The organism is Nonomuraea basaltis, from assembly GCF_005893125.1.
GTDB classification, from domain to species: domain Bacteria; phylum Actinomycetota; class Actinomycetes; order Streptosporangiales; family Streptosporangiaceae; genus Nonomuraea; species Nonomuraea basaltis.
The window spans coordinates 31,963-55,990 of sequence record NZ_VCJS01000058.1 but is presented as its reverse complement, the minus strand read 5'-3'; the positions used below and the strand labels follow the sequence as shown (position 1 = coordinate 55,990).

Below are 24,028 nucleotides of genomic sequence, written 5' to 3'. Positions count from 1 at the left end.
ATAGAAGGGGAGGGATGGTGTGCTGAGCGTCATGCATCTCGCCCAGCTGAACGTCGCCCACCTGCGCGCCCCCATCGACGCCCCCGAGCTCGCCGAATTCGTCGCCCTGCTCGAGCCCGTCAACACCGTCGCCGACGAGGCCCCCGGATTCGTGTGGCGGCTGAAGGAGAGCGAGAGCGACCCCACCGCCACGGTGATCCACGACTACGGCGATTACCTGCTGGTCAACTTCTCGGTGTGGGAGTCACTGGAGACGCTGTGGAACTACGCCTACCGCAGCGCCCACCTGGGCGTGCTGCGCCGCCGCAGGGAGTGGTTCCTGCGGATGGCGGAGCCGTACATGGTGATGTGGTGGATCCCCGAGGGGTACATCCCGTCGCTGGCCGAGGGGATGGCGCGGCTGGAACGCCTCAAGGCGGAGGGGCCGAGCCCCGAGGCGTTCACGTTCAAGGATGCCTACGACAGCAGCGAGGCCGTCAGCCTGCCCGCCGCCGCCGAGGCCAGGAAGTAGGCCAGGTCCTCCTCCAGCCCCCGGCCCATCGTCGACATCCGCAGCGGGGCGGCGCGCAGGGCCTCGTGCAGGCCGTCCACGGGCACCGGCACCAGGCGGTGCCGCACGGCCAGCAGCTCGGCCTGGTCCCTGACCCGCTCGCCGAACTCGCCGGGCAGCTCCGGCACCGGCACGTCCGCCGGGGCCAGGGCCACCCGGCCGTAGGCGGTCAGCGAGTGGTGGGAGACGCCGTAGTGGCGCTCGCGCAGGTCGCCCTCGCTGACCCGCAGCGCCGCCACCGGCCGGCCCCGTAGCACCGCCGCCGCGTTGACCGCCTCGCCCGCCGACACGCCCGAGAAGCCCCACTTGGTCCCCGTGCCCAGGTTGCCGGGGCCCTGCGTGACGATCGCCACGTCGGCCTCCAGCACGTGTCTGGCCGCCAGCAGCCCGGTGTGCGCGGTGACCGCCTCCACGTCGCCGCCGAACGACTGCCCGACCGTCACCACGCCCGCCAGCCAGCCCACCTCGCGCAGCCGGGCGGCCGCCATCGAGAACCACACCGGCAGCGCGCCGCCGTCCAGCATCACGTACGCCACCCGTGTCCCGGGCGCCGCCTCGTACAGGCCGCACAGGATCGGGGCCAGCGCCGAGTGCAGATCGGCCACGATCACCGGCATGCCGTCCAGCGAGTCCGCCTCCCGCAATTTGTCGTGATGCGGGGAATCCTGCTCGTCAGCGCCCAGCACGGTGGCCTGCAGCGGCGTGTACCTGGCCTTCACCAGGTGCCCCGGTCCCTCGGGATCTTCCGGCAAACGGTTCGGGACGGCCACCACCATGGCGTAACCTCCCGTACCGAGACCCATCGCGAGCGCGGTCGTGTTGAGCAGCACCTCGTCGCCGGGTTCCGGGCGGCCCACCAATGGCGGGTACGCGAGCGCCCGGCACTCCCCCTCGGGGACGGCGACGTCCAGCTCCACCGCTCCCGGCCACTCGCGCCGGATCCGTACGACCTCGCCCTTGCGCCATCTGATCACGGGGGCAGGGTAGCGTCGATGAAGGAGGAGTGAGGCAGATGTCGCGCCGGAAGACAGAACGGTTGCTCAATCTGGTGATCTGCCTGCTCGCCACGCGGCGCCCGCTGTCGGCCGAGCAGATCCGCCAGGCCGTGCCCGGCTACGACCGCGACGGCGACGAGGCGTTCCAGCGCATGTTCGAGCGGGACAAGAACGAGCTGCGCGAGATCGGCATCCCCATCGACGTGGTGCGCGACCCGTGGGAGGACGAGCCCGGCTACCGGATCGAGCGGCAGTCGTACGAACTGCCGGAGATCACGCTGGAGCCCGACGAGGCCGCCGTGCTCGGCCTGGCCGCCCAGGTGTGGCAGCGCGCCAGCCTGGCCGAGGCCGCCTCGGGGGCCCTGCTGAAGCTGCGCGCCGGCGGCGTGGCCACCGACCAGCCGGTCGGCGGGCCGATGGGCGGGGGCGCGCTGGAGCTGCGCGTCGACACTCGCGACCCGGCCTTCCCCGCACTGTGGGACGCCGTGCGCGACCGGCGGGTGGTGCGCTTCGACTACCGCGGTGCCGGCAGCGAGACCGTGCGCAGCCGCACCGTGGAGCCGTGGGGCGTGGTCAGCCGCCGCGGCCGCTGGTATCTGGCGGGGTACGACCGCGACCGGCAGGCGCCGCGCGCCTTCCGGCTCAGCCGCATCACCGGGCAGGTCGCCGCCTTCGGCAAGGCGAGGGCCGTCGAGGTGCCCGAGGGAATCGACCTGCGGGCCATGGTCGGCTTCCCCGACGAGCCGATGGACGAGCGGGTCGCCGTCGTCCGCGTGCGCCAGGGGGCGTGCGAGGGGGTGCGGCAGCTCGCCAGGGCCGTCCACCCAGGCACCGATGGGTGGGACGAGGCCGAGCTGGCCTTCTCCGACCCCGAGCGGCTGGCCGGCTGGATGGCCAGCCTCGGCGGCGACGTCGAGGTCGTCGAGCCGCCGGACGCCCGCGAGGCCGTCATCCGCAGACTGAAGGGGGCCATGGCATGACAGCGGCGACCACGGGATCCGCCGGAGGGTTCGCATGAGTGGGTCGGCGGATCGGCTGCCGCGGCTGCTGGCGCTGGTGCCGTACCTGAGGTCCCACCCCGGGGCGCAGGTCGGCGAGGTGGCCGCGGTGTTCGGGCTGAGCGAGAAGCAGCTCATCGACGACCTGCAGCTCGTGTGGATGTGCGGGCTGCCCGGGCACACGCCCGGCGACCTCATCGACGTGTCCTGGGACGGCGGCGAGATCATCATCGACAACGCCGACACCATCGCCCGGCCGCTGCGGCTCGGCATCGACGAGGCCAGCGCCCTGCTGGTGGCGCTGCGCATGCTGGCCGCCACTCCAGAGCTGGCGGAGGTGCCGGGCGACGCGCTGCCGCGTGTGATGGCCAAGCTGGAGCGGGCCGCCGGCGAGGGCGCCGCCACCGTCAGCAGCCAGGTCGCCGTCGACGTCGACGCCGCCCCCGACGCGCTGCCGCGCGTGCGCGAGGCGCTCACCAGGAAGCGGCGGCTGTCGCTGCGCTACTACGTGCCGGGCCGCGACGAGGTGACGCCGCGCGAGGTCGACCCCACCCGGGTCGTCGTCGTCGACGGCCGCGCCTACCTGGAGGGCTGGTGCTACCGGGCCGAGGCGATGCGGCTGTTCAGGCTCGACCGGATGCTCGGCGTGGACGTGCTCGACGTGCCCGCCGACCCGCCCGACGAGGCCGAGCCCATCGATGTCACCCGGGGCGTCTTCCGGCCCTCGCCCACCGACGAGCTGGTCGAGCTGGAGGTCAGCGCGGCCGGGCGGTGGGTGGCCGAGTACTACCCCTGCGAGCAGGTCACCGAGCTGGGCGAGGGCCGGCTGCGGGTGGCGCTGCGGGCCCGCGACCAGGACTGGATACTCAAGCTGGCGCTGCGCCTGGGCGACACCGGCCGGGTCGTGTCGCCGCCCGAGATGGCCGAGACCGTGCGCCGGGAGGCCGAGCGCGCCCTGGCCCTGTACGCTCACCGGACATGACGTGGATCTTCTTGGCCGCCGGGCTGGTCGTGGCCGGGCTGGTCGTGCTCGGGGTCGCGGGCGCCCGGGTCGCGGCCGCGGCACGGGGGTTGAACAGGGAAATGAACCAAGTTCACGCGCAATTCAGGAGCAAAGAGGACCTCAGGGGATGAGGCAGAGCCCCTGGCAGCGTACGATCGGGGCTAAGAACAGCACTCCGCTCACCATGAAGGACGGCACATGAACTTGGGAGCTCCGGAGATCATCCTGATCCTGGTGGCCTTGGTCTTGCTTTTCGGCGCCAAGAAGCTGCCGGACCTTGCTCGTGGCGTCGGACGGTCCCTGCGCATCTTCAAGGCGGAGACCAGCAAGATGGCCGAGGACGTCGACGACGACAAGCCGACCGTCGTGCAGGCCCAGCACCAGGCACAGCCGACGCCGCCGCAGCAGATCCCGGCCGCGCCGCCCTCGCCGGAGGTGTCCGCCGAGGAGCAGGCCCGTCAGCTTGAGGAGCAGGCCGCGCGGCTGCGCGCCGGCGCCCAGTCCGACAAGCGTCCCTGACCACCCGTCCCCTCGTCACCTGGACTGCTAGATGGCGCTGCTGAAACGGTCGGGCCCCAAACGCGGGGAGGATCCCGAGGGCCGCATGCCCCTCATGGAGCATCTGCGGGAGTTGCGTAACCGGCTGCTCATCGCGTTTGCCGCCGTGGCGTTGGGCCTGGTCGTCGGCTGGATCGTCTCCACCCCGGTGTGGGAGCTGCTCAAGGAGCCCTACTGCTCCACCGATCAGTCCCAACAGCTCACCGGCGAGTGCAGCCTGACCTACACGGGCATCTTCTCGTCGTTCTTCATCACGTTGAAGGTCTCGTTGATGGTCGGCCTGGTGGTGTCGTCACCCGCCTGGCTCTACCAGATCTGGGCGTTCGTCACCCCGGCCCTCTACCGCGCTGAGAAGCGCTACACGCTGGCGTTCCTGGGGCTGGCCATCCCGCTGTTCACGCTGGGCGCGGCGCTGTCCTACGTCATCATGGACACCGCCCTGTCGTTCCTGCTGGGCTTCTCGCTCGAGGGCACGGTCGCCACCATCTCGATCGACGACTATCTCGACTACGTCCTGATCATGTTGCTGATCTTCGGGGTGTCGTTCGAGCTGCCGCTGATGCTGGTGTTCCTCAACTTCATCGGAGTGCTGTCCCACGCCACCGTCGCCAAGCACCGGCGGCTGGTCATCTTCCTGATGTTCGTGTTCGGCGCCGTGGTCACGCCCGGCGGCGACCCCATCACCATGATGGCGCTGGCCGCGCCGATGATCGTCCTGTTCTCGGTGGCCGAGCTGATCATGTATCTGCGGGAGAGGCGGCGTCCGCAGAGCGAGTTCGAGAATCTGTCCGACGACGAGGCCTCGCCGCTGCCCGAGGACACGCCGCTCGACGACGATCCCGGGGACAAGCGATCCGAAGAGGATTCCGGTTCGGTGCGATAGGCGATAAGTTCCGGGCGTGTCCCCTCAACTCGCCCTGCTGGTCAACCCGGCCGCCCGCGGCGGCCGTACGCTGCCCCTGCTCGAGCCCGTGGCGCGCCGCCTGCGGGCCGGCGGGGCCGAGCTGTCGGTGATCGTCGGCGACGACGCCGCCGACGCGCTGGAACGCGCCTGCACCGCCGTCGCCGAACGCCCGGACGCGCTCGTGGCCTTCGGCGGGGACGGCCTGGTGCACCTGGCCGTGCAGGCCGTGGCGGGCACCGACGTGCCGCTCGGCATCATCCCCGCGGGCACCGGCAACGACATCGCGGCCGCGCTCGGCGTGCCGTGCAAGGATCCCGTCGCGGCGGCCCGCACCGTGCTGCGCATGAAGTCCCGGCTGGTCGACGTCGCCCGCGTCCGCGCCGGCCGCGCCGACGAGCTGTTCGCCGGGGTGTTGTGCTGCGGGTTCGACTCGCGCGTCAACGAGCGGGCCAACCGGCTCACCTGGCCGCCGGGGACGGCCCGGTACATGGTCGCGGTGGCGGGCGAGCTGCGCTCGTTCCGGCCCATACCGTTCCGGGTCACGCTCGACGGGGACGAGGTGATCGAGCGGGAGGCCATGATGGTGGCCGTGGCCAACACCTGCTCCTACGGTGCCGGGATGCGGGTCTGCCCCGACGCCAGGCCCGACGACGGGCTGCTGGACGTGATGATGGTGGACGCCCTCTCCAAGAGCGAGTTCCTGCGGGTGTTCCCGAGCGTGTACCGGGGGACGCACGTCGGGCACCGGGCGGTGTCGGTGCGGAGGGTGCGCAGCGTGCGGCTGGAGGCCGCCGACGTGGTGGCGTACGCGGACGGCGAACGGATCGGGGCGGTGCCGGTGGAGTGCGAGGTGCGGCCGGGGGCGCTGCGGGTCATCGTTTGAGATCTACATTGTAAAGGCGTCGGCGCGTGTCAACCAGACCCGCCACCCCGAAGGACCTCGGCCCGGAGTGCGGCGGGTGCGATCGGAGGGCGGGACGGCGGAATGGGCTGGACAGACCGGAATGGCGATTTCGGTAGGCTGACGGGTATGACAACGCCAGCGGAACGCTACGCGGCCTTCCGCCAGAAGTACGGGGACGACGGCGCCGCTCTCAGATCGTTCCGAGGTCACTACGACTTCGCGCTGGACGACTTCCAGCTCGACGCGTGCCGCGCCCTGGAGGCCGGCGACGGCGTCCTGGTGGCGGCGCCCACGGGGTCGGGCAAGACGGTCGTCGGCGAGTTCGCCGTCCACCTCGCCCTGGAGCAGGGCCGTAAGTGCTTCTACACCACCCCCATCAAGGCGCTGTCCAACCAGAAGTACAACGACCTGGTCAAGCGCTACGGCACTGCCAAAGTCGGCCTGCTGACCGGCGACAACAGCATCAACGGCGACGCCCCGATCGTGGTGATGACCACCGAGGTGCTGCGCAACATGCTCTACGCCGGGTCGGCGACGCTGGCCGGGCTCGGGTTCGCGGTCATGGACGAGGTCCACTATCTGGCCGACCGCTTCCGCGGCGCGGTGTGGGAAGAGGTCATCATCCATCTGCCGGAGTCGGTGCGGCTGGTGGCGCTGTCGGCGACCGTGAGCAACGCCGAGGAGTTCGGCGAGTGGCTCGGCGACGTGCGCGGCGACACCACGGTGATCGTCGACGAGATCCGGCCGGTGCCGCTGTGGCAGCACATGATGGTCGGCAACCTGATCTACGACATGTTCATGGCCGACGACCTGACGCCGCGGATCAACCCCGCGCTGATGCGGGTGACGCGGGACGCCGAGCGGCTGACCGCGGGCCGGGGCCGGCGCGGCTACGGGCGGCCGCAGCGCTCCCGCCCGGCGGACCGGGTGCAGGTGATCGAGAAGCTCGACGCCGAGGGGCTGCTGCCGGCGATCACGTTCATCTTCTCCCGGGCCGGCTGCCAGGCCGCCGTGCAGCAGTGCCTGCACGCCGGCATCCGGCTCACCACCGACCGCGAGCTGCACGAGATCAGGCAGCTCGTCGACGAGCGCACCGCGCACCTGCCCGACGAGGACCTGGCGGTGCTGGGCTACCTGGAGTGGCGCGACTGCCTGGAGCGCGGCCTGGCCGCACACCACGCGGGCATGCTGCCGGCGTTCAAGGAGGTCGTGGAGGAGCTGTTCACCCGCGGGCTGGTCAAGGCCGTCTTCGCCACCGAGACGCTCGCGCTCGGCATCAACATGCCGGCCCGCAGCGTGGTGATCGAGAAGCTCGACAAATGGAACGGCGAGACCCACGCCGACCTCACGCCGGGCGAGTACACCCAGCTCACCGGGCGGGCCGGGCGGCGCGGCATCGACGTCGAGGGGCACGCCGTGGTGCTGTGGCAGCCGGGCATGGACCCGCTGTCGGTGGCGGGCCTGGCCGGCACCCGCACCTACCCGCTGCGCTCCAGTTTCCAGCCCTCCTACAACATGGCGGTCAACCTGGTCGGCCAGTTCGGCCGGGAACGCGCCAGGACGCTGCTGGAAGAGTCGTTCGCGCAGTTCCAGGCCGACCGGGCGGTCGTGGGGCTGGCCAAGCAGCTGCGCAAGCACGAAGACGCGCTGGAGGGCTACCAGGAGGCCATGACGTGCCACCTGGGCGACTTCCCCGAATACGCGGCGCTACGCCGCCGGCTGTCCGACCGCGAGACCGAGCTGGCCAAGCAGCGCGGCGCCGCCCGGCGAGCCGCCGCCGTGCGGTCGCTGGAGGCGCTGCAGCCCGGCGACGTCATCCGGGTGCCCGGCGGGCGCCGGGCAGGCCTGGCGATCGTGCTCGACCCCGGCCGCAACCCGCGCGGCCAAGGGCCGAGCCCGCTCGTGCTGACGATCGGCAAGCAGGTCAAGAAGCTCGATCCGGCCGACTTCCCGGTGCCGGTCGAGCCGCTCGAGAAGCTGCGCATCCCGAAGAACTTCAACGGCCGCTCGCCCAAGGAGCGCGCCAACCTCGTCTCCACGCTGCTCGCCAAGCTCGGCGACCGCGACCTCGGCAAGCCGGACCGGGCGCGTGACCACGCCGTGGAGGACGAGGAGGTCAACGAGCTGCGCCGGCGCATCCGCCAGCACCCCTGCCACGGCTGCGACGAGCGTGAGGACCACGCCCGCTGGGCCGAGCGTTACTACAAGCTGCTGCGCGAGACCGAAGGGCTGCGCCGCCGCGTCGAGGGCCGGTCGCACGTCATCTCCCGTACGTTCGACCGCATCTGCTCGGTGCTGGTGCAGCTCGGCTACCTCGACGGTGAGGCGGTCACCGACGAGGGCCGCCGCCTGGGCCGCCTCTACACCGAGCTGGACCTGCTGACCGCCGAGTCCCTGCGCAAGGGGCTGTGGGAGGAGCTGGAGCCGGCCGAGCTGGCGGCGTGCGTGTCGGCGCTGGTGTTCGAGTCGCGGGCCGCCGACGACGCCCGCCGGCCCAAGATCCCCGCGGGCCGGGCCCAGGACGCGCTGACGGCGATGATCCGGCTGTGGGGGGAGCTGGAGGGCATCGAGTCCGACCACGGGCTGTCCACCATCAGGGAGCCCGATCTGGGCTTCGCCTGGGCCGCCTTCCGCTGGACGAAGGGGCACACGCTGGACGCCGTGCTCATGGAGGGCGTGAACGGCAACGAGCTGGCCGCCGGCGACTTCGTACGGTGGGTCAAGCAGTTGATGGACCTGCTCGGCCAGCTCGGCAACGCGGCGCCGCCGGGCAGCAAGGTCAAGCAGACCGCGGTCAAGGCCGTGGACGCCATGCGGCGCGGGGTGGTGGCCTACTCCTCGCTCACCTGAGCACCCGCTGGTCGTCGCCTCGACGACGCCGACGGCCGTCAGCACCAGGTCCGGCAGGCCCGCGCCGACGCTGACGGCCGTCGGCATGCCGCCGTCGAGCCGCGCGCGCCGGCAGGCCGGAGAAGTGGCCGGCCGGCATGCACCTGAGAACCAGTTCTAAGTAGCATCTTTGGCGGCTTTATTACCTTCGTTGGCGGTTCTGCGCAATTTACAGCTCATTTAACTAGTAAACGGAATCGCCTTTCTGGATTGGCTTCACAGGTCAAGACTCTTTTAAATTGCCGACTATGTCGTGATTTATCTGAATTCGGGTGCTAACGTCCGATTTGTCAATGTGTTCAGCCGTTCAACGGGGGAGGAATCATGGCTCGCACGCCGCTGACACAGGTCGGATACCAGATGGGACACCGCTGTCGTCGTCGCCGGTGGCGCTGCGGCTGCCGTAGGCGGTGGTGGTGGTAGATCCATCCTGTGAGAGCCGGCGGCCCAGCCGTCGGCTCTCGCTGACCGCCTCCGGCAGCGAACTCGCGCCGGCGATTTCCCTTCGCCGGACTTTTCGCGAGTTCTGGCCGGACACCCGCGGGTTGCGCCGGCTGTTCGCCGCCGGTGTGGTGTTCGCCGTCCTGGCCGCGCTGTGCGAGGTCGCCGCAATCCGCCTGTTCGGCCACATCACGGACGAGGTGCTCACCACCCGGCACCTGGGGGCGTTCTGGGGCCCCGCGTTCAGCTGGCTCGGGCTCGCCGCGGTCGCCGGGGTGACGTCCTTCGCCGGGACGTACGTCACCGCGCTCGGCGCCGAACGGTTCCTGCTGGGCCTGCGCGACCGGGTGTTCGCCCACATCCAGACGCTCGCGCCGGACTTCTCGGAGAACCGGCGGCTCGGCGACCTGATGGCACGGCTCACCGACGACGTCGAGGCCATCGAGGAGCTCGTCGGCTCGGGGCTGGTCAAGGCGCTCACCACGGCCGCCAGCGTGGTGTTCTTCGCCGGGGCGGCCTTCTTCATCCGCTGGGACCTCGCGCTCGTCACGCTCGCGCTGATCCCGGCGTTCCTGCTGGTGTCGAAGGTGTTCGCGGCCAGGTTCAGGACGGCCGCGGCGCGGGAGCGGCACAGCAACGGCGCCATGAACAGCGTCCTGGAGGAAGGGCTGGCCAACCAGCCGCTGGTGCAGGCGTACAACCGGCAGAGCACCGAGGCCCGCCGCCTGCACGGCGAGGGGCGGACGTGGCTGCGCGCCAACATGGCGCAGGCCTGGCTGGGCAGCCTGTACGGTCCTGCCGTCCAGGTCATCGAGACCGCCTGCCTGATCGTCATCCTCGGATTCGGCGCGTGGGAGATCGCCGCCGGCCGGCTGACGATCGGCGGCCTGCTCGCCTTCGCCGCATACCTGGCCCTGCTGTATCCGGCCGTGCAGAGCCTCGGCGAGCTGGCCCTGACCGTGTCGGAGGCGGCCGCCGGATCGGACCGGATCATCGAGGTCCTGCGGACCAGGCCCGCCGTCACCGACGCCCCCGGCGCCGTGCCGGCCGGGCAGAGCCGGGGACGGGTGGAGTTCGTCCGGGTCGGCTTCGGCTATCCCGGGCGGGGGCGGCCGGTGCTGCGGGACGTGTCGTTCACCGCCGAGCCCGGTCAGCTGCTCGTGCTCACCGGGCCCAGCGGGGCGGGCAAGTCCACGCTGGCCAAGCTGCTGCTGCGCTTCTACGACCCGGACACGGGGCGCGTCCTGCTGGACGGCGCCGACATCCGCGGCCTGACGCGCGAGTCGCTGCGCGCGAACGTCACCGTCGTGCACCAGGAGACGCTGCTGTTCTCGGGGTCGGTACGGGACAACATCGCCTACGGCCGCCCGGGCGCCTCGCTCGACGAGGTGATCAGGGCCGCCGAGGCGGCCGGCGTGCACGACTTCGCCAAACTGCTGCCCCAGGGATACGACACGCCGGTGGGGCAGCGGGGGCGGCTCCTGTCCGGCGGGCAGCGGCAGCGGATCGCGATCGCCAGGGCCATCCTGCGCGACGCGCCGGTGCTGGTGCTCGACGAGCCGGTGAACGGGCTCGACGAGGCGACGGCCGCACAGGTCATGCAGCCGCTGTGGCGGCTCATGGCCGGTCGGACGACGATCCTCATCACGCACGACCTGCGGCATGTGCCGGAGGGAGCGCGCGTGGTGCGGCTGGAGCCCGTGCCACGGGAGGAACGCATCCGGCTGAAGCGCGTCGGCACCCCCGCCCGCCGGGTCGCCCCGCCCGACCCGGCCAGAGGCCCTCGCCGGGCCGCCTCACCCGGCCCGGCCCGCGTTCCTGGCCGGGCCGCCGCGCCGGACCCGGCCCGGGGCCTTCGCCAGGCGGCACCGCCCGATCCGGTGAGGGGCCTTCGCCAGGCGGCGCCCGATCCGGTCCGCGGCACTCACCTGCCGTAGCTCCGCGCGGCCGGCCCCGACGCCCGCCCTGAGGGGCGGGCGTTTCGCCGGCACGGACCGGAGAGGCATCCGCGCCCTCATAGGGGCCGCGTGTATGTCATGGAATCTCCTCGATAGAATCGGAGAGGCCTCTCCGGTTCGACCCGAATTGTCCAAAGGGCAGGTGTACGTCATGGGCGACGACCACAGCACGGCCAGGCCGCTGCGCGCCGACGCCCGCCGCAACCGCGAGCGGGTCCTGCAGATCGCCCAGGAGGCCCTGGCCAGCGACGGCCTGACCATCTCCTTCGACGAGATCGCCCGGCGGGCCGGGTTCGGGGTCGGCACCGTCTACCGGCATTTCCCCACCAAGGAGGCGCTGTTCGAGGCGGTGCTGCTGGGGCGGATCGAGCGGTTCGTGGCCGACGCCCGCGCGCTGGCCACGGCCGAGGACCCGGGCAGGGCGTTCTTCGGGTGGTTCGCGTGGGTGGTCGAGCAGGTCTCGGCCAACCAGGCGCTGTGCGACATGCTGGAGAGCGGCTCGGCGATGGCGTTCCGGCCGGGCTCGACGCTGGAGGACGACTTCGCCGGCGCGCTCGGCCGGCTGCTGGACAGAGCGCAGCGGGCCGGTGCGGTGCGGCGCGACCTGGTGGTGGACGACGTACAGGACCTGCTGCGGGGGTGCCTGGCGGCCGAGCGGAGGGCGCGGGCCAGGGGCGGGGCCGTGCGGATGGCGGATGTGATCTGTGACGGGATGCGGGCCGAGCCGCACTGAGCCTCTTGTTCCCGCTTGCCAGGACGCCGCAGAGACAGGGCTCAGGCCAGGGTGAAGCGGACCTCGCGGGTGGCCGGGTCCGCCTGCGCCAGGCGTACGGTGACCGGCTCGCCCAGGGGGAGCGGCCCGTCGCAGCGGGCGATCACGGCGGGCTCGACGAGCTGGACCTGCCCGCCCCCGCGCCGCTCGTCCACGTCGATCACCACCGCCTCGAACGCCTGCCCGAGCCGGTCCCGCAGCAGGAACGCCTCCACCAGGTCCACGCATGCCCGGTCCACGGCCGACGCGCGCCGCGCGGAGGACGACATGAGGGCGGGCAGGCTCGCCAGCGCCGCCCGGACGTCGGAGGGGACCGGCTCGCCCGCGGCGACCGCCAGGCACACCTCCGTCGCGTACCGGTCGACCAGGCGCCGCAGCGGGGCAGTGACGTGCGCGTACGGCGCCGCCACCGCGGCGTGCCCGGCCTCCTTCGGCGGCGCTCCGTCGAACGCCTCGTAGCCGGAGCCGCGCAGCAGCACCCTCGACTCGTGCAGGAACGCCGCCTGCTGCGGGTTCTTCGGATCCAGGTCGTGCACCACGGCGCCGTACCCGGCCCCCTCCGGCCACGGCACACCCAGCGCCCCCGCCACCCGGCGCACCTTGGCCAGGTCGCCGGGACGCGGCCGGGGCAGCACGCGCAGGATGCCGATCTCGGCGTCGAGCATCATCGCGGCCGCGGCCATGCCGGTCAGCAGCGAGATCTGCGCGTTCCACGCCTCGGCCGGCAGCGGCAGCCGGAACTCCAGGCGGTAGCCGCCGTCGGCCGGCACCACCTCCTGCCGGGGCGTGGGCAGGGTGACGCCGCCGCGCTCGCGCTCCAGGCCCAGCCTGAGCCGGCCGATCTCGGCCAGCAGTCCCAGGGTGCCGTCGGCGGTGCCGGTGTCGACGGCCGCCTGCACGTAGGCGTAGTCCAGGCGCTCGCGACTGCGTACGAGGCCGCGCTGGACGTCGGCGCCGACCGTGCGGCCGTCGGCGTCGAGGTCGATCCGCCACACCGCGGCCGGCCGCAGCGCGCCGGGCAGCAGGCTGGCCGCGCCCTCTGACAGCACCCTCGGGTGGAGCGGCACCCTGCCCGCCGGCAGGTAGACGGTCTCGCCCCGGGAGCGGGCCTCGGCGTCGATGATCCCGCCGGGACGGACGAACGCGCCGACGTCGGCGATGGCGTACCAGACGCGGTAACCGGCGCGCAGCCGCTCCAGGTGGACGGCCTGGTCGAGGTCCATCGAGCCGGGCGGGTCGATGGTCACGAACGGCACGTCGGCCAGGTCCTTGGTGCCCGGCCGCGCGAGCTCCGGCACCTGCGCCACCCATTCGGCCTCGTCGAGCACGGCGCGGGAAAAGCCGCCCGCCAGGGCGAGCTCCCGCGTGATCCGGTCGAACCCGTCTTCCAGCCTGACGGGAATCTTTTCGGGAACCTGAATCATCGACACGCCCACAACCTACCGGGGTATGCGGGCGGCTCTGATCATGTGAGATGGACGTCGAGCCCGGTGATCCTCAGCAGCCGCCGCATGGCCGGCGGGACCCCCGCGAGGCGCAGCGGCGTCTGCTGGCGAAGGGCGTGGTCGCGGACCGAGACGAGGACGCCGAGTCCGGCGGCGTCGATGAAGGACAGGCGGCTCACCTCGATGACCACCGCGACGTTTCCGGCGCGGCCCGCCTCCCGCAGCAGCTCCAGCAGATGGCTGCGGAGCGGCTCGGTGGTGGCGAGGTCCAGCTCGCCGGACACGGCGACCGTCACGGTCCCGTTGCGGCGGCTGGTGGTCAGGTGTAGTGGCTCCATGTCCGGCTCCGCGCTCCGTCAGGGCCGGGAACAATCCTCTCGGTGGCGCGGACCCGCCCTTGCCTGATGCACCAGATGCCATGCGCGTGTCACACAGCGCGACAGCATGCTTTCGGAGTGAAGTGTACCTGTCTGGGGGTGAACGTCGAGAGCGTGCGCGGCGAATCGGGTGGACAGGAGAATTCCTCAGGAAAACAATTCCCATGACCGGGAAGAAAAAAATCACACCTTAACGGCGTTTCAGGCCGAGAAGGAGAAGATCGCAGAGCGCGGCGAAGTCGTCCTCGATGCCGGGCAGGCTCCATTCCGCGGCGTGTGCCGGATTGTGGAAGCGGATGGCGGCGTCGAACACGGCGCGGGCCGTGGCGGCAGGGTCGGGGGCGGCGAACTCCCCTCGTGCGACGCCGGCGGCGATGATCTGCTCGATCTGGCCGACCAGGTCGGCGACATGCCGGTGGATGACCTGGCTGGCCTCCTTGACCAGCACCATGTACGTGGCGAACAGCTCGGGGTCGTCCAGCGCCTTCTTCCGCTTGGCGGCGAACAGCGTGCTCAGCCAGTCGCGCAGCCGCACGCCGGCGGGCGTGTCTCCGGCCATGACGGTGGCCAGCGCCGCGTGCGACTCCTCCAGCCAGCGCTGGGTGACGGCCTCGCGCAGCGCCGTCTTGCTGGGGAAGTGCCGGTAGACGCTGCCGTGGCTGACGCCCAGCGCCCGCGCGACGTCGACGACCGTGGCCTTGGCGGGGCCGTAGCGGCGCAGGACGTCTTGGGCGGCCGTGAGGATCTGGTCGGGCGTCAGGATGCCGTCTGTCACATTCCCAATTCTGTCAGCCGTCCCGGCCTGCGCAGGCGCCGGGCGGTTGTGTGGATTTTTACCTTTTCCCGGCCGCTGCCATGCGCGTCTACTGATGGTCAGGACGCCAGCGGACGGGATGGCGGCGATCGGTCAGGGGGAGGCCGGTCGCCGAGCCCGTCCCGGCGTGTCCTGCGGGGGGAGCCCAGGAGGGGAACCGTCCCTTCGGCGTGGGCCGGAGGGACGGTCCGGGCTTTTTACGGAAATTCCCAAGTTTGTCGGGAAAGATCACACTACGCTGCTGCTCCGGCAGGTACGAGGGGGAGTGGAGCAGCGCAATCGTGTGGATCGCAGTCGCAGTGCTGGCCGCCACCGTCGTAGGCGTGGTGGCCTGGTGGTTTCGCCGTGAGCCGGTCGGCGGCGGCGCCTACGACACGTTCGAGGCCGAGCGGAAGTGGGGCTGGGAGTTCCGCCTCACACCCGACGCCGGCACCGCGTTCGCGGAGGGGCTGCGGGCCTACCACGACGCGGGGAACGCCCTGGACGTCGCCGGAGAGCAAGGGGTGCTCACGACGTACGACCCGCCGCGGCTGATCTCGCTGCACCTCTTGGCCGACGGCTTCACGGCCCTGGGCGACGCCGCGATGCACGACCCGCACGGCACGGTCGCCGCCTTGATCGCGCGGTCCGGCGCCACCGAGCAGCCCGGGGTGCTGCACCTGCGCCGGGAGTGGCCGGACGGTGACGTGGCCGGCATGGACCGGACGAGCTTCGCCGGCGCCGTACGCGAGATCGTGTGCCCGCCGGGCGCCGAAGGCCTCGGTGCCTGGCCGGGTGAGCACGGCGTTGGAGCGTTGCAGGTCCGCGTGCTCGCCGGGCATCCGGACCCGGAGGAGGAGACGCCGTCACACGTCAACGGGCGGACCGCCGCCGCGGGCCTGGCCACGGCGACGATGGAAGACCACGTCGCGGAGGGCGCCCCCGGACCCGGGGGCCGGTACGCCAACACGATGCTGCTGGACCTGGGCCGGGTCCTCGACCTCTACCTGGAGGCCCGCGAGAAGCGGCCGGACGCGGCGGCGGGGGAGCTGCTGCGCGAGGTCGTGCCCGGGGTCGTCGCCGCCGGCGGGCCGGGGCTGACCTGGGTGCGGCCGCCCACGCCGGAGGAGCGGCGGATCGTGGCGGAGGCGGCGAACTCCTCCGAGCTGCGCTGACCCGCTGGAGCGTCAGGGCCGGAGCGTCACTCGTTAGCCTCGGCGCGGCCCTGCCGCCAGTAGCCCATGAACGCCACCGCGCGCCGGTCCATGCCGCGCTCGGCGACCAGGTGCCGCCGCAGCGTCCGGATCATCGCCGCCTCGCCGGCCAGCCACGCGTACAGAGGGTCCGTGGTCTGCTCCTGCGGGACCTCCCACAGCTCCTCGGCGTCGACGTCCACGTCGTCGAACGTCTCCGGCAGCGGCAGCGGCGGCAGCAGCCGGTCTGCGGCCTTCCGCACGGCGGGGACGAGCAGGCCGCCGCGCTCGGCGCCGTTCCTGGCCAGCCAGCCGACCTTGACCGAGCAGGCGGTCTCGACCCGGAGGAAGTCCTCCTCGTACGGCACCTCCATCAGGGCCTCGCCCGCGACGCCGGCGGGCAGGCGTTCGAGCATCGAGCAGATGGCCGGGACCGCGGTCTCGTCCCCGGCCAGCAGCACGGTCCTGCCGCCGGCGGGCGGGCGGAACTCCAGGCCGCCGTGCTCTCCCTCGTAGCGCGCGTCGGGGCCCATGAGGACGGCGACGTCGCCGGGCCGCACCTGCTCCGCCCAGCGGGCGACCGGGCCGCCGCCGTCCGGATGCATGACCACGTCGACGTCCACCTCGCGGGCCTCCTGGCGGACCTGCCTGACGGTGTACGTGCGCATCGGGTTGCGCTTGTCGTCATCGAGTTGCCGCCATTTCACGAACCAGTCCGGGCCGGTCGGCAAGTGGGCCAGGCCGTGATCGGGGACCGGCAGGATGAGTTTGATGCGCTGATCGAACCCGTTGTCCGCGAAGTGACGCAGATCGTCTCCGGTGAACGTCACCCGCAGGAACGACGGGCTCAGCCGCTGCAGCCGGTCAACCTGGACATGGAACATGTGATACGGCGCGAACATCCCGGCCTCTCCATCGATATTAGGTGAGCCTAACCTAAACGATCGTCGTGGACATGGCCACCTCGGGAGCCGTGCGCGGACCGTCGTATGGCGCATGCGGGCTGGCGTAGGCGCAGGTCGGAGTGGCTCCGCACAGCCGGTGACTCGGGTTGTGATGAAAGTTTCACAGCTGATTGACAGCGGGAAAGCGCTTACCTATCTTGTGGCGTGTTCGCTCACAGGTATGGCAGCCACATATGTGAACGAGAGCTCGCTGGGGGGACATCATGTCGCAGGCCGATCCGGTCTGCTCCGGCAGCAAGGAGCTTGAATCGTGCGACGAACAATCAACGGCAGAACCGCTGCGGTCATCGCGGGCGTCATCGCCCTGACCGGCACGACGGTGGCAGGCATCGCCGCGGCCTCGTCGGCGGCGGCCGCGCCCGCGCCCGGGACGTACAGCGTGGTGAACAACGGCAGCGGCCTGTGCCTCACCGTACCGGGATCCAGCTCGTCCGACGGCGTCCAGCTCACCCAGAGCGGCTGCGGCGGCTCCGGCCAGACCTGGAACCTGACCGCCGGCGGCAGCGGCTACACGCTCAAGGCCGCCCACAGCGGCAAATGCGCCGGAGTGCGGGACGCCAGCACCTCAGCGGGCAAGGCCGTGCAGCAGGAGAGCTGCACCGGCGCGTCGTCGCAGACGTGGACGCTGCCCGAGTCCGGCTCCACCCTCAGGGTCGTCAACGCCAACGGCGGCAAGTGCCTCAACACCAAGGACAACTCGACCGCGTCCGGCGCCCTGGTGCAGCAGAACTCCTGCGACTCGGTCGCGACCAAGCAGTGGCGGCTCGTCCCCGCCGGCGGCGGCGACCCCGGCCCGACCCCCACCGTGACGCCGACGACGCCTGGTCCCGGCAACCCGACGGGCCTGGTCGGCTGGGCCACCCAGGGCGGCGGCACCACCGGCGGCGGCAGCGCCTCGCCGGTCACCGTCAACTCCGCCTCGGCCCTGACCAGCGCGCTGTCGGCCAGCGGCGCCGCGGTGATCCGGGTGTCCGGCACGATCTCCTGCTCGGGCATGCTCCGCGTGGCCTCCAACAAGACCGTGCTGGGCAACTCCGGCGCGACCATCGCGGGGTGCGGGTTCAACGTCTCCGAAGCCTCCAACGTGATCGTCCGCAACCTGACCTTCCGCGACTGGAACGACGACGCCATCAACGTCCAGTACTCCACCCGGGTGTGGATCGACCACAACTCCTTCAGCAACGGCTACGACGGCGCCGTGGACGTCAAGCGGGCCAGTGACTACGTCACCATCTCGTGGAACAAGGTCTCCAACCACGAGAAGACCATGCTGCTCGGCCACAGCGACGACAACGCGAGCGAGGACAGCGGGCACCTGCGGGTGACGTACCACCACAACTGGTTCGACGGCACCAACAGCCGGCACCCGCGCGTGCGTTTCGGCAACCCCGTGCACGTCTACAACAACTTCTACGGGGGCGTCACCGACTACGGCGTGGCCTCCACCGAGGGCGCGGGCGTGCTCGTCGAGGGCAACTACTTCGAGAACACCGACGACCCCTTCCACCCCGGCGAGGGTTCGTCCGACCCGGGCAGCCTGGTCGCCCGCAACAACCACTTCGTCAGCTCCGGCAGCGGCCAGACCAGCGGCAGCGTCGCCTCCATCCCCTACTCCTACTCGCTCGACACCGCCTCCAACGTCAAGTCCATCGTGACCGCCGGCGCCGGCGCCGGCCGGATCTCCGTCTGACCGCCTCCCGCGCAGAGGCCCCTCCGGCGCCCGCCCCGGAGGGGCCTCCCTCTGCTCGGAGGGCGCAACGGGTTCGGGTAGCGTCTCGACTCAGGTGAGCTGAATGGGCGCCGGGCCGCGGGTCCGGCGCCTGCCGTGAGTAAGGAGCCCGACTTGTCCCCCCTCATCCTCTCCGCCGCGGGCGCCGCCCTGCTGCTGGACACCGGCGGGCAGGGCCTGCCGCGGGTCCGCCATTTCGGCGCCGGCCTCGGTCCCGTCGCCGGGCCCGACCTCCTCCCCGCGCTGGCGGCTCCCGCCGTGCCGCTGCTGCCCGCCCAGGGCGACAGCTGGTACGGCCGCCCCGGCCTGTCGGGGAGCAGGACCGGCGAGCACTGGCCGGTGCGGTGGACCCTGGACCGGCTCGACGCGGAAGCCACCCCGGGCGCCGGCGGCACGGTGACGATCGCCGCCTCCGACCCGCGGGCGGGGCTGGAGCTGGTGAGCGAGCTGGCCATGGACGCGGGCGGCCTGGTGACGATGCGGCACACGGTGACCAACACCGCCGCCACGCCGTACCGGCTGGAAGGGCTGACCTGTGCGCTGCCGGTGCCCGAGCGGGCCGCCGAGCTGCTCGACTTCACCGGGCGGTGGGCGCTGGAGAAGGTGCCGCAGCGCCGGGCGTTCGGGCACGGCGTGTGGTCCAGGGAGAACCGGCGCGGCCGCACCGGGCACGACGCCACCGGGCTGCTCGTGGCCGGGACCGAGGCGTTCGGCTGCAGGAGCGGCGAGGTGTGGGCGGTGCACGCCGGCTGGAGCGGCGACCATGTCCACTACGCCGAGCGCGTCCATGAGGGGGTGGCGCTGCTGGCCGCGGGCGAGCTGCTGGAGCCCGGCGAGATCATCCTGGCGCAGGGAGAGAGCTACCGCACGCCGCAGGTGTACTTCACCTGGTCGGGCGCCGGCCTCGACGACGCGAGCGCCAGGCTGCACGCCCATCTGCGGGCCGGGCGCGCGCTCCCGGTCCGGCCCGTCACGCTCAACAACTGGGAGGCCACCTACTTCGACCACGGCCTCGACCGGCTGCTGGAGCTGGCCGACAAGGCCGCGGCGGCCGGCATCGAACGGTTCGTGCTGGACGACGGCTGGTTCCGCCACCGCCGCCACGACCGCGCCGGGCTCGGCGACTGGTACGTCGACGAGCAGGTCTGGCCCGACGGGCTGCACCCGCTGGCCGACCACGTGCGCAAGCTCGGCATGCAGTTCGGGCTCTGGTTCGAGCCGGAGATGGTCAACCCGGACTCCGACCTGATCCGCGAGCACCCCGACTGGATCCTCGGCCGGGCGGAGCGGATGCCGCCGCCGCAGCGCCACCAGCAGACGCTCGACCTGGCCCGGCCCGAGGCGTACGACTACCTGCTGGAGCGGCTCGACACCCTGGTCGCCGAGTACGCGCTCGACTACATCAAGTGGGACCACAACCGCGACATCGCCGAGCCCGTCCACGACGGCGTGCCCGGAGTGCACGCGCAGACCCTGGCCACCTACCGGCTGCTGGACGAGCTGCGCCGCCGCCATCCCGGGCTGGAGATCGAGTCGTGCTCGTCGGGCGGAGCCCGCATCGACTACGGCATCCTGGCCCGCACCGACCGCGTCTGGACCTCCGACAGCAACGACGCCCTCGACCGGCAGGCCATCCAGCGCTGGACCGGGCTGCTGGTGCCGCCGGAGCGGATGGGCTCCCACGTCGGCGCCCCGCACGACCACGTCACCGGCCGGTCGCTGCCGCTGGCCTTCCGCGCCGGCACCGCGCTGTTCGGCCACATGGGCGTGGAGTGGGACCTGACCTCGGCGAGCGAGTCCGACCTGGAGGAGCTGGCCACCTGGATCGCCCTGCACAAGCGGCTGCGGCCGGTGCTGCACGCCGGGAACGTGGTCCGCGCCGACCACCCCGACCCGTCGGCGCTGCTGCACGGCGTGGTGCTGCCCGAGCGCGGCGTGTTCGGCTTCGTCCAGCTCACCTCCCGGGTCGGCTCCGGGGCCGCGCCGCTGCGGCTGCCCGGGCTCGACCCGGCCGCGCTCTACGAGGTACGCGTGGCCGGGCCCGTGCCGGATGGGGCGGCGATGCCGGAGTGGGCCGCCACCCCCGTGCGGCTGCCCGGCTCCGCGCTGGGCGAGCTGGGCCTGCCCGCCCCGGCCCTCCGGCCCACGTCGGTGCTGGTCATCGAGGTGGTGAAGGTGGCGGGCTGTGACATGCGATCTCATGCCGACTTCTGAGACCGCTAGTTCAGGTCCAGCTCCGAGCCGCCGAACCTGTCGCGCAGGAACCGGCCCTGGTCGCGCAGCGCCTGCTCGTCGCCCCGGTGGATCGCCTCGGCGACCTTGCGCAGCTGGGCGTCGAGCAGGGCGAGCTGGGCCAGCAGCTCCTCGTGTGCGCTGCGCTCCCGGTCGGCCCGGCGGGCCAGTGCGTAGCCGCGCGGCAGGTTCGCGTACGCCTCCAGGCTGGCTGGCAGGTAGCTGCGGATCGTCTGCGACACCACGTGCAGCTGGTCGGGAGAGGCGGCCAGCTGCTCGGCCCGGCCCAGCACGCCCCTGATCACCTCGGCCAGCGCCCGCACGGCCGTGTCCACGTCGCCGGGGAAGCGCCGCTCGATCCGCCGCAGCAGCGTGTCGAGGTCCTCCCGCAGCGCTTCGGTCTCCACCTCGGCGTGCGAGATCGTCAGCCGGACGCGGTCGGGCGGGGCGAGCAGCGCGCCCACCCCGTACAGGGCGGCCACGACCACCGGCCAGAACGCGCCCGCCAGCCCCAGGAAATGACCCAGCAGGCCGAGCAGCGCCAGGCAGGAGCCGGCGATGTTCCTCGTCGAGCCCAGGTAGCGCAGGACCCGGTCACTGATAGCCACGGATCTCCTTGAACACGCCGCTCAGCGACGTCGAGCGGGCGTCGAACACGGCGCCGCCGGTCAGCCGGGCGACCTTGTTCATCTCCTCGACGTCGCTCTCGCCGAACAGCACCACGAACGTCGGCGTGCGGCGCCGCTCCTCCGGCAGCGCCCGGTAGTGCGCCTCGAAGCCGGCGTAGTCGATGCCGTCGGTGTTCTCGCCGTCGGTCATGAGCACGATCGAGGTGTAGTGGCCCGGCGTGGCGGGCCGGTCGTAGGCCGCCTTGAGGCCGTCGTAGATCGCGGTGCCGCCCGCCGCGCTCAGGCCCTCGGCGAACGTCTTGATGCTCTGGAGGACCGGCCCGGGGTCGCGGTCGGGGACGGTGAAGGGGACCGGCGTGCGCGCCGAGCCGTTGAACGGGATCATCGTCACCGCCTCGCGGTTGCTGAAGCGTGTGAAGGCGCCCGAGGCGGATGTGTCCGCGCCGGTCAGCGCGACCAGTGCCTGCCGCAGCGCGTCGATCCTGTCACCCGCCATCGAGCCGGACGTGTCCAGCACGAACGTCGCCTCCGCGGGGACGCGGACCTGGTTGAGGTAGGTGGCGATCAGCTCGTCGGCGGTGCTGCGCCGGTTCGGGAACGGCAGCTCGATGAGCTGCGCGGATCCGAACTTCGGGTCCCGCGCCACGCCGGGCACGATCGGCCGGCGGTGCGTGCCGGTCATGATCTCCTTCTGCACGGCGGGCGTACGCAGCCAGGCGGCGAGTTTGCCGTACAGGACCTTCTTCTCCTCCGGGGCGGAGGCCAGCAGCGTCAGCGGGTAGTCGGCGCTGACCACGCCGTCGCTCGGGTAGACGAGCGTGACCGGCTCGCGCAGGCCCAGCAGCACCGACTCGTAGTTCACCATCCCGTCCACCCGCGGGTCGCGGGCGTAGGCGTCGGCCAGCCAGCCCGACGAGCCGGCCGTCAGCCGCTGCGCGGAGAAGAACTCCTTCAGCTTCGGCGTGACCGCGCCCACCTGCTCGGCGCTGAGCGCGCCGTCCGCGTCCGACAGCGCCGCCGCCACGCTGACCAGGGCGGAGAAGCCCGAGTTGGAGGAGGCCGGGTTCGTCATGCCGAAGCTGAAGCGGCCCTCCTTGGCCGCGGCCGCGATGTCCGCCCACGAGACCGGCCTGCCGTCCCAGCCGAGCTCGGCGGCCTTGGCCGGCTTCAGACCCAGGACGACGGGGGAGACCATGGTCTTGGTCTGCGTGGACAGCTTGGCCTGGGCGCCGTCGATCAGCGACAGGTAGCGGTTGGAGGAGAACCAGGTCGCGTCCACCCGGTCGGCGGCACGGCCGTTCGCGACCTGCTCGGCGCCGTCGAGGGTGCCGGTGTAGGTCAGCCGCACCTGGACGCCGGCCTCCTGCCCGGCCCGCCGCAGCAGCGGCTCGAGGTCCTTGATCTCGCTGCCGGCCAGCACCCGGAGCACGTCCGGCCCGTCCGCGGCCTCCCCGGACTCGCCGCAGGCGGTGAGGAGCAGCGCGGGCAGCAGGGCGATCGCGAGCGCGCGGCGGGTACGGCCCGCTGGGAAGACCCGCATCATCGGGCGCTCTCCCTGGCCCGCTCCAGGTACGTCTTCGCGTGATCCAGCTCGGCCGACAGGCTGTCCACCGTGGTCGCCATGCTCTCGACCGCCTTCGCCCGGAAGGAGTCGATCATGTCCATCGTGGCGTAGACGTTGTCGAACGCCTGGCGCAGCGTGTCCAGGTCCACGGTCGCCGACGCGGCCTGGTTCTGGATCGCGCCCGCCTGCGTGCGCAGCATCTCGCTGGTGGCCAGGATCAGGTCGCTGGTCGTGGCGTTCAGCGCGGCGATCTGGTCGAGCACCAGCTTCTGCCCGGCCAGCGCCTGCGCGACCGTCACCGCCGTGCGCAGCGCCGAGACCGTCGTCGTGGTGGCCCGGTCCACACCCTTGCTCAGCTCCAGGTTGTTCTTGCGCACCAGGTCGAGCGCCAGGTAGCCCTGGGCCGACACGGCGAGCTGGGTGAGCAGGTCCTGGTGCTTCTGCCGCACCGCGAACAGCGCGTCCGAGCGCAGGGCCGTGGCCCGCTGCTCGTCGGCCAGCGCGATCCGCTCCTCCAGCGCCGCGTCCATGGCCTTGGCCATGACCGCGTACTCCTGCAGCCGCGTCATCGCCTCCCACAGGCCGGCCTTCTCGCCCTCGATGGCGGCGTTGTCGCGCAGCAGCTCGTCCTGGCCGGACTTGAGCGCGCGGATGATGTCGTCGATGTGCTTCTGCGCGGAGTGGAACTTGGCGAAGTAGTCGCGCAGCCGGTCGCCGAACGGGATGAGCCCCAGGAGCCTGCGCGTCCCGCTCGCGGCTTGCTTCGGGTCCAGGTCCACGATGGTACGGCGCAGCGCCACAAGCTTGCCGGCGACCATGGCCTGGGCGTCGGAGCCCTCGCCCTTGGCCGCGCCGAGCGCGGCGACCGGCCGCTTGAGCATGCGGTTGGCCACCTGCGAGGCGGACCTGATCTCGGTGTCGCCCATCGAGGAGATGTCGTGCACCTTGCGGGAGAACTCCGGCGAGCGCGGGTCGAGGCCGCTCAGCTCCCCGGCGAAGTCGCGCGCCTTGGCGGTCAGCTCGGCCGCGCGCTCGCCGGCCATCGGCAGCATGGTGGCCGCCGTCTCGGCCGGGACCGGCGCGACCGGCGCCGGCGGCGTGAGCACCAGATCGGACACGTGAAGGATCT

21 protein-coding genes are annotated in these 24,028 nt (G+C 72.0%); 13 read left to right on the top strand and 8 right to left on the bottom strand.

Features of this window, described 5'->3' with window-relative positions; translation table 11 throughout:
* Window positions 1-19: 19 nt before the first annotated feature.
* The gene (locus tag EJK15_RS26420; protein ID WP_138713157.1) at window positions 20-511 is read left to right on the top strand and encodes a DUF3291 domain-containing protein; all 492 of its coding nucleotides are present in this window, start codon (window positions 20-22) and stop codon (window positions 509-511) included.
* Here EJK15_RS26420 and EJK15_RS26415 read toward each other — a convergent pair.
* Entirely contained in the window at window positions 457-1,524 is a 1,068-nt protein-coding gene (locus EJK15_RS26415) for a DUF3866 family protein (protein ID WP_138713156.1), read from the bottom strand. The two genes, EJK15_RS26420 and EJK15_RS26415, sit on opposite strands and share 55 nt — an antisense overlap.
* A 38-nt stretch (window positions 1,525-1,562) precedes the next feature.
* On the opposite strand from EJK15_RS26415, the gene EJK15_RS26410 reads away from it, so the two are divergent.
* The 9 genes from EJK15_RS26410 (at window position 1,563) to EJK15_RS26375 (ending at window position 11,933) form a co-directional block, all read left to right on the top strand.
* On the top strand, window positions 1,563-2,525 hold the full coding sequence (locus EJK15_RS26410; protein ID WP_138713155.1) for a helix-turn-helix transcriptional regulator: 963 nt from the start codon (window positions 1,563-1,565) through the stop codon (window positions 2,523-2,525).
* Window positions 2,526-2,559: 34 nt separating this feature from the next.
* Window positions 2,560-3,525 carry a helix-turn-helix transcriptional regulator gene (locus EJK15_RS26405; RefSeq protein ID WP_138713154.1) on the top strand — a complete coding sequence of 322 codons (966 nt, stop codon included), beginning with the start codon at window positions 2,560-2,562 and terminating at the stop codon, window positions 3,523-3,525.
* Window positions 3,522-3,677: a hypothetical protein gene (locus EJK15_RS70860; RefSeq protein ID WP_171074546.1), complete on the top strand. Its 156-nt coding sequence runs from the start codon at window positions 3,522-3,524 to the stop codon at window positions 3,675-3,677. The genes EJK15_RS26405 and EJK15_RS70860 overlap by 4 nt, the downstream gene beginning before the upstream one ends.
* A gap of 67 nt (window positions 3,678-3,744) precedes the next feature.
* Window positions 3,745-4,065 carry a Sec-independent protein translocase subunit TatA gene (gene tatA, locus EJK15_RS26400; protein WP_138713153.1) on the top strand — a complete coding sequence of 107 codons (321 nt, stop codon included), beginning with the start codon at window positions 3,745-3,747 and terminating at the stop codon, window positions 4,063-4,065.
* A 31-nt stretch (window positions 4,066-4,096) separates the two neighbouring features.
* Window positions 4,097-4,987: a twin-arginine translocase subunit TatC gene (tatC, locus tag EJK15_RS26395; RefSeq protein ID WP_240777222.1), complete on the top strand. Its 891-nt coding sequence runs from the start codon at window positions 4,097-4,099 to the stop codon at window positions 4,985-4,987.
* Window positions 4,988-5,003: 16 nt separating this feature from the next.
* Complete coding sequence (locus tag EJK15_RS26390; protein WP_138713152.1) at window positions 5,004-5,891, top strand: diacylglycerol/lipid kinase family protein; 888 nt, start codon at window positions 5,004-5,006, stop codon at window positions 5,889-5,891.
* A gap of 147 nt (window positions 5,892-6,038) precedes the next feature.
* Entirely contained in the window at window positions 6,039-8,762 is a 2,724-nt protein-coding gene (locus EJK15_RS26385) for a DEAD/DEAH box helicase (RefSeq protein ID WP_171074545.1), read from the top strand.
* A 452-nt stretch (window positions 8,763-9,214) separates the two neighbouring features.
* Window positions 9,215-11,179, top strand: coding sequence for an ABC transporter ATP-binding protein (locus EJK15_RS26380; RefSeq protein WP_240777221.1), 1,965 nt, complete (start codon window positions 9,215-9,217; stop codon window positions 11,177-11,179).
* A gap of 172 nt (window positions 11,180-11,351) precedes the next feature.
* Entirely contained in the window at window positions 11,352-11,933 is a 582-nt protein-coding gene (locus EJK15_RS26375) for a TetR/AcrR family transcriptional regulator (protein WP_138713150.1), read from the top strand.
* Window positions 11,934-11,974: 41 nt separating this feature from the next.
* On the opposite strand, the gene EJK15_RS26370 is transcribed toward EJK15_RS26375, so the two are convergent.
* The 3 genes from EJK15_RS26370 to EJK15_RS26360 all read right to left on the bottom strand — a co-directional run bounded on the left by EJK15_RS26370 (window position 11,975) and on the right by EJK15_RS26360 (window position 14,569).
* The gene (locus EJK15_RS26370; RefSeq protein ID WP_138713169.1) at window positions 11,975-13,396 is read right to left on the bottom strand and encodes an RNB domain-containing ribonuclease; all 1,422 of its coding nucleotides are present in this window, start codon (window positions 13,394-13,396) and stop codon (window positions 11,975-11,977) included.
* Between the two features lie 41 nt (window positions 13,397-13,437).
* Window positions 13,438-13,755 carry an STAS domain-containing protein gene (locus tag EJK15_RS26365; protein ID WP_138713149.1) on the bottom strand — a complete coding sequence of 106 codons (318 nt, stop codon included), beginning with the start codon at window positions 13,753-13,755 and terminating at the stop codon, window positions 13,438-13,440.
* Window positions 13,756-13,984: 229 nt separating this feature from the next.
* Complete coding sequence (locus EJK15_RS26360) at window positions 13,985-14,569, bottom strand: TetR/AcrR family transcriptional regulator (RefSeq protein ID WP_138713148.1); 585 nt, start codon at window positions 14,567-14,569, stop codon at window positions 13,985-13,987.
* A 320-nt stretch (window positions 14,570-14,889) separates the two neighbouring features.
* Between EJK15_RS26360 and EJK15_RS26355 the strand changes: the two genes are divergently transcribed.
* Window positions 14,890-15,762, top strand: coding sequence for a hypothetical protein (locus EJK15_RS26355; RefSeq protein ID WP_138713147.1), 873 nt, complete (start codon window positions 14,890-14,892; stop codon window positions 15,760-15,762).
* A 26-nt stretch (window positions 15,763-15,788) separates the two neighbouring features.
* Here EJK15_RS26355 and EJK15_RS26350 read toward each other — a convergent pair whose 3' ends face one another.
* A complete protein-coding gene (locus EJK15_RS26350; RefSeq protein WP_240777220.1) occupies window positions 15,789-16,682 on the bottom strand; it encodes a siderophore-interacting protein in 894 nt (297 codons plus the stop codon).
* Window positions 16,683-16,995: 313 nt separating this feature from the next.
* On the opposite strand from EJK15_RS26350, the gene EJK15_RS26345 reads away from it, so the two are divergent.
* Window positions 16,996-18,435 (top strand): pectate lyase family protein, encoded by a 1,440-nt coding sequence (locus EJK15_RS26345; protein WP_138713146.1) that lies wholly within the window; start codon window positions 16,996-16,998, stop codon window positions 18,433-18,435.
* 153 nt (window positions 18,436-18,588) lie between these two features.
* Window positions 18,589-20,688: an alpha-galactosidase gene (locus EJK15_RS26340; protein ID WP_138713145.1), complete on the top strand. Its 2,100-nt coding sequence runs from the start codon at window positions 18,589-18,591 to the stop codon at window positions 20,686-20,688.
* A gap of 5 nt (window positions 20,689-20,693) precedes the next feature.
* On the opposite strand, the gene EJK15_RS26335 is transcribed toward EJK15_RS26340, so the two are convergent.
* From EJK15_RS26335 to EJK15_RS26325, 3 genes are read right to left on the bottom strand one after another with little or no spacing between them, the layout of a single operon-like run.
* Window positions 20,694-21,314: a hypothetical protein gene (locus EJK15_RS26335; RefSeq protein ID WP_138713144.1), complete on the bottom strand. Its 621-nt coding sequence runs from the start codon at window positions 21,312-21,314 to the stop codon at window positions 20,694-20,696.
* Complete coding sequence (locus EJK15_RS26330) at window positions 21,301-22,878, bottom strand: vWA domain-containing protein (RefSeq protein WP_240777219.1); 1,578 nt, start codon at window positions 22,876-22,878, stop codon at window positions 21,301-21,303. The genes EJK15_RS26335 and EJK15_RS26330 overlap by 14 nt, the downstream gene beginning before the upstream one ends.
* Complete coding sequence (locus EJK15_RS26325; RefSeq protein WP_240777218.1) at window positions 22,875-24,017, bottom strand: toxic anion resistance protein; 1,143 nt, start codon at window positions 24,015-24,017, stop codon at window positions 22,875-22,877. Before EJK15_RS26325 ends, EJK15_RS26330 begins: the two co-directional genes overlap by 4 nt.
* Window positions 24,018-24,028 lie beyond the last annotated feature (11 nt).

Excerpts from the sequence above, each read along its gene's own strand:
- EJK15_RS26365 (WP_138713149.1), bottom strand. The coding sequence starts at position 13,755 with ATGGAGCCACTACACCTGACCACCAGCCGCCGCAACGGGACCGTGACG.
- EJK15_RS26330 (WP_240777219.1), bottom strand. The coding sequence starts at position 22,878 with ATGATGCGGGTCTTCCCAGCGGGCCGTACCCGCCGCGCGCTCGCGATC.
- EJK15_RS26385 (WP_171074545.1), top strand. The coding sequence starts at position 6,039 with ATGACAACGCCAGCGGAACGCTACGCGGCCTTCCGCCAGAAGTACGGG.
- tatA (WP_138713153.1), top strand. The coding sequence starts at position 3,745 with ATGAACTTGGGAGCTCCGGAGATCATCCTGATCCTGGTGGCCTTGGTC.
- EJK15_RS26410 (WP_138713155.1), top strand. The coding sequence starts at position 1,563 with ATGTCGCGCCGGAAGACAGAACGGTTGCTCAATCTGGTGATCTGCCTG.
- EJK15_RS70860 (WP_171074546.1), top strand. The coding sequence starts at position 3,522 with ATGACGTGGATCTTCTTGGCCGCCGGGCTGGTCGTGGCCGGGCTGGTC.
- EJK15_RS26405 (WP_138713154.1), top strand. The coding sequence starts at position 2,560 with ATGAGTGGGTCGGCGGATCGGCTGCCGCGGCTGCTGGCGCTGGTGCCG.
- tatC (WP_240777222.1), top strand. The coding sequence starts at position 4,097 with ATGGCGCTGCTGAAACGGTCGGGCCCCAAACGCGGGGAGGATCCCGAG.
- EJK15_RS26370 (WP_138713169.1), bottom strand. The coding sequence starts at position 13,396 with ATGATTCAGGTTCCCGAAAAGATTCCCGTCAGGCTGGAAGACGGGTTC.
- EJK15_RS26375 (WP_138713150.1), top strand. The coding sequence starts at position 11,352 with ATGGGCGACGACCACAGCACGGCCAGGCCGCTGCGCGCCGACGCCCGC.
- EJK15_RS26350 (WP_240777220.1), bottom strand. The coding sequence starts at position 16,682 with ATGTTCGCGCCGTATCACATGTTCCATGTCCAGGTTGACCGGCTGCAG.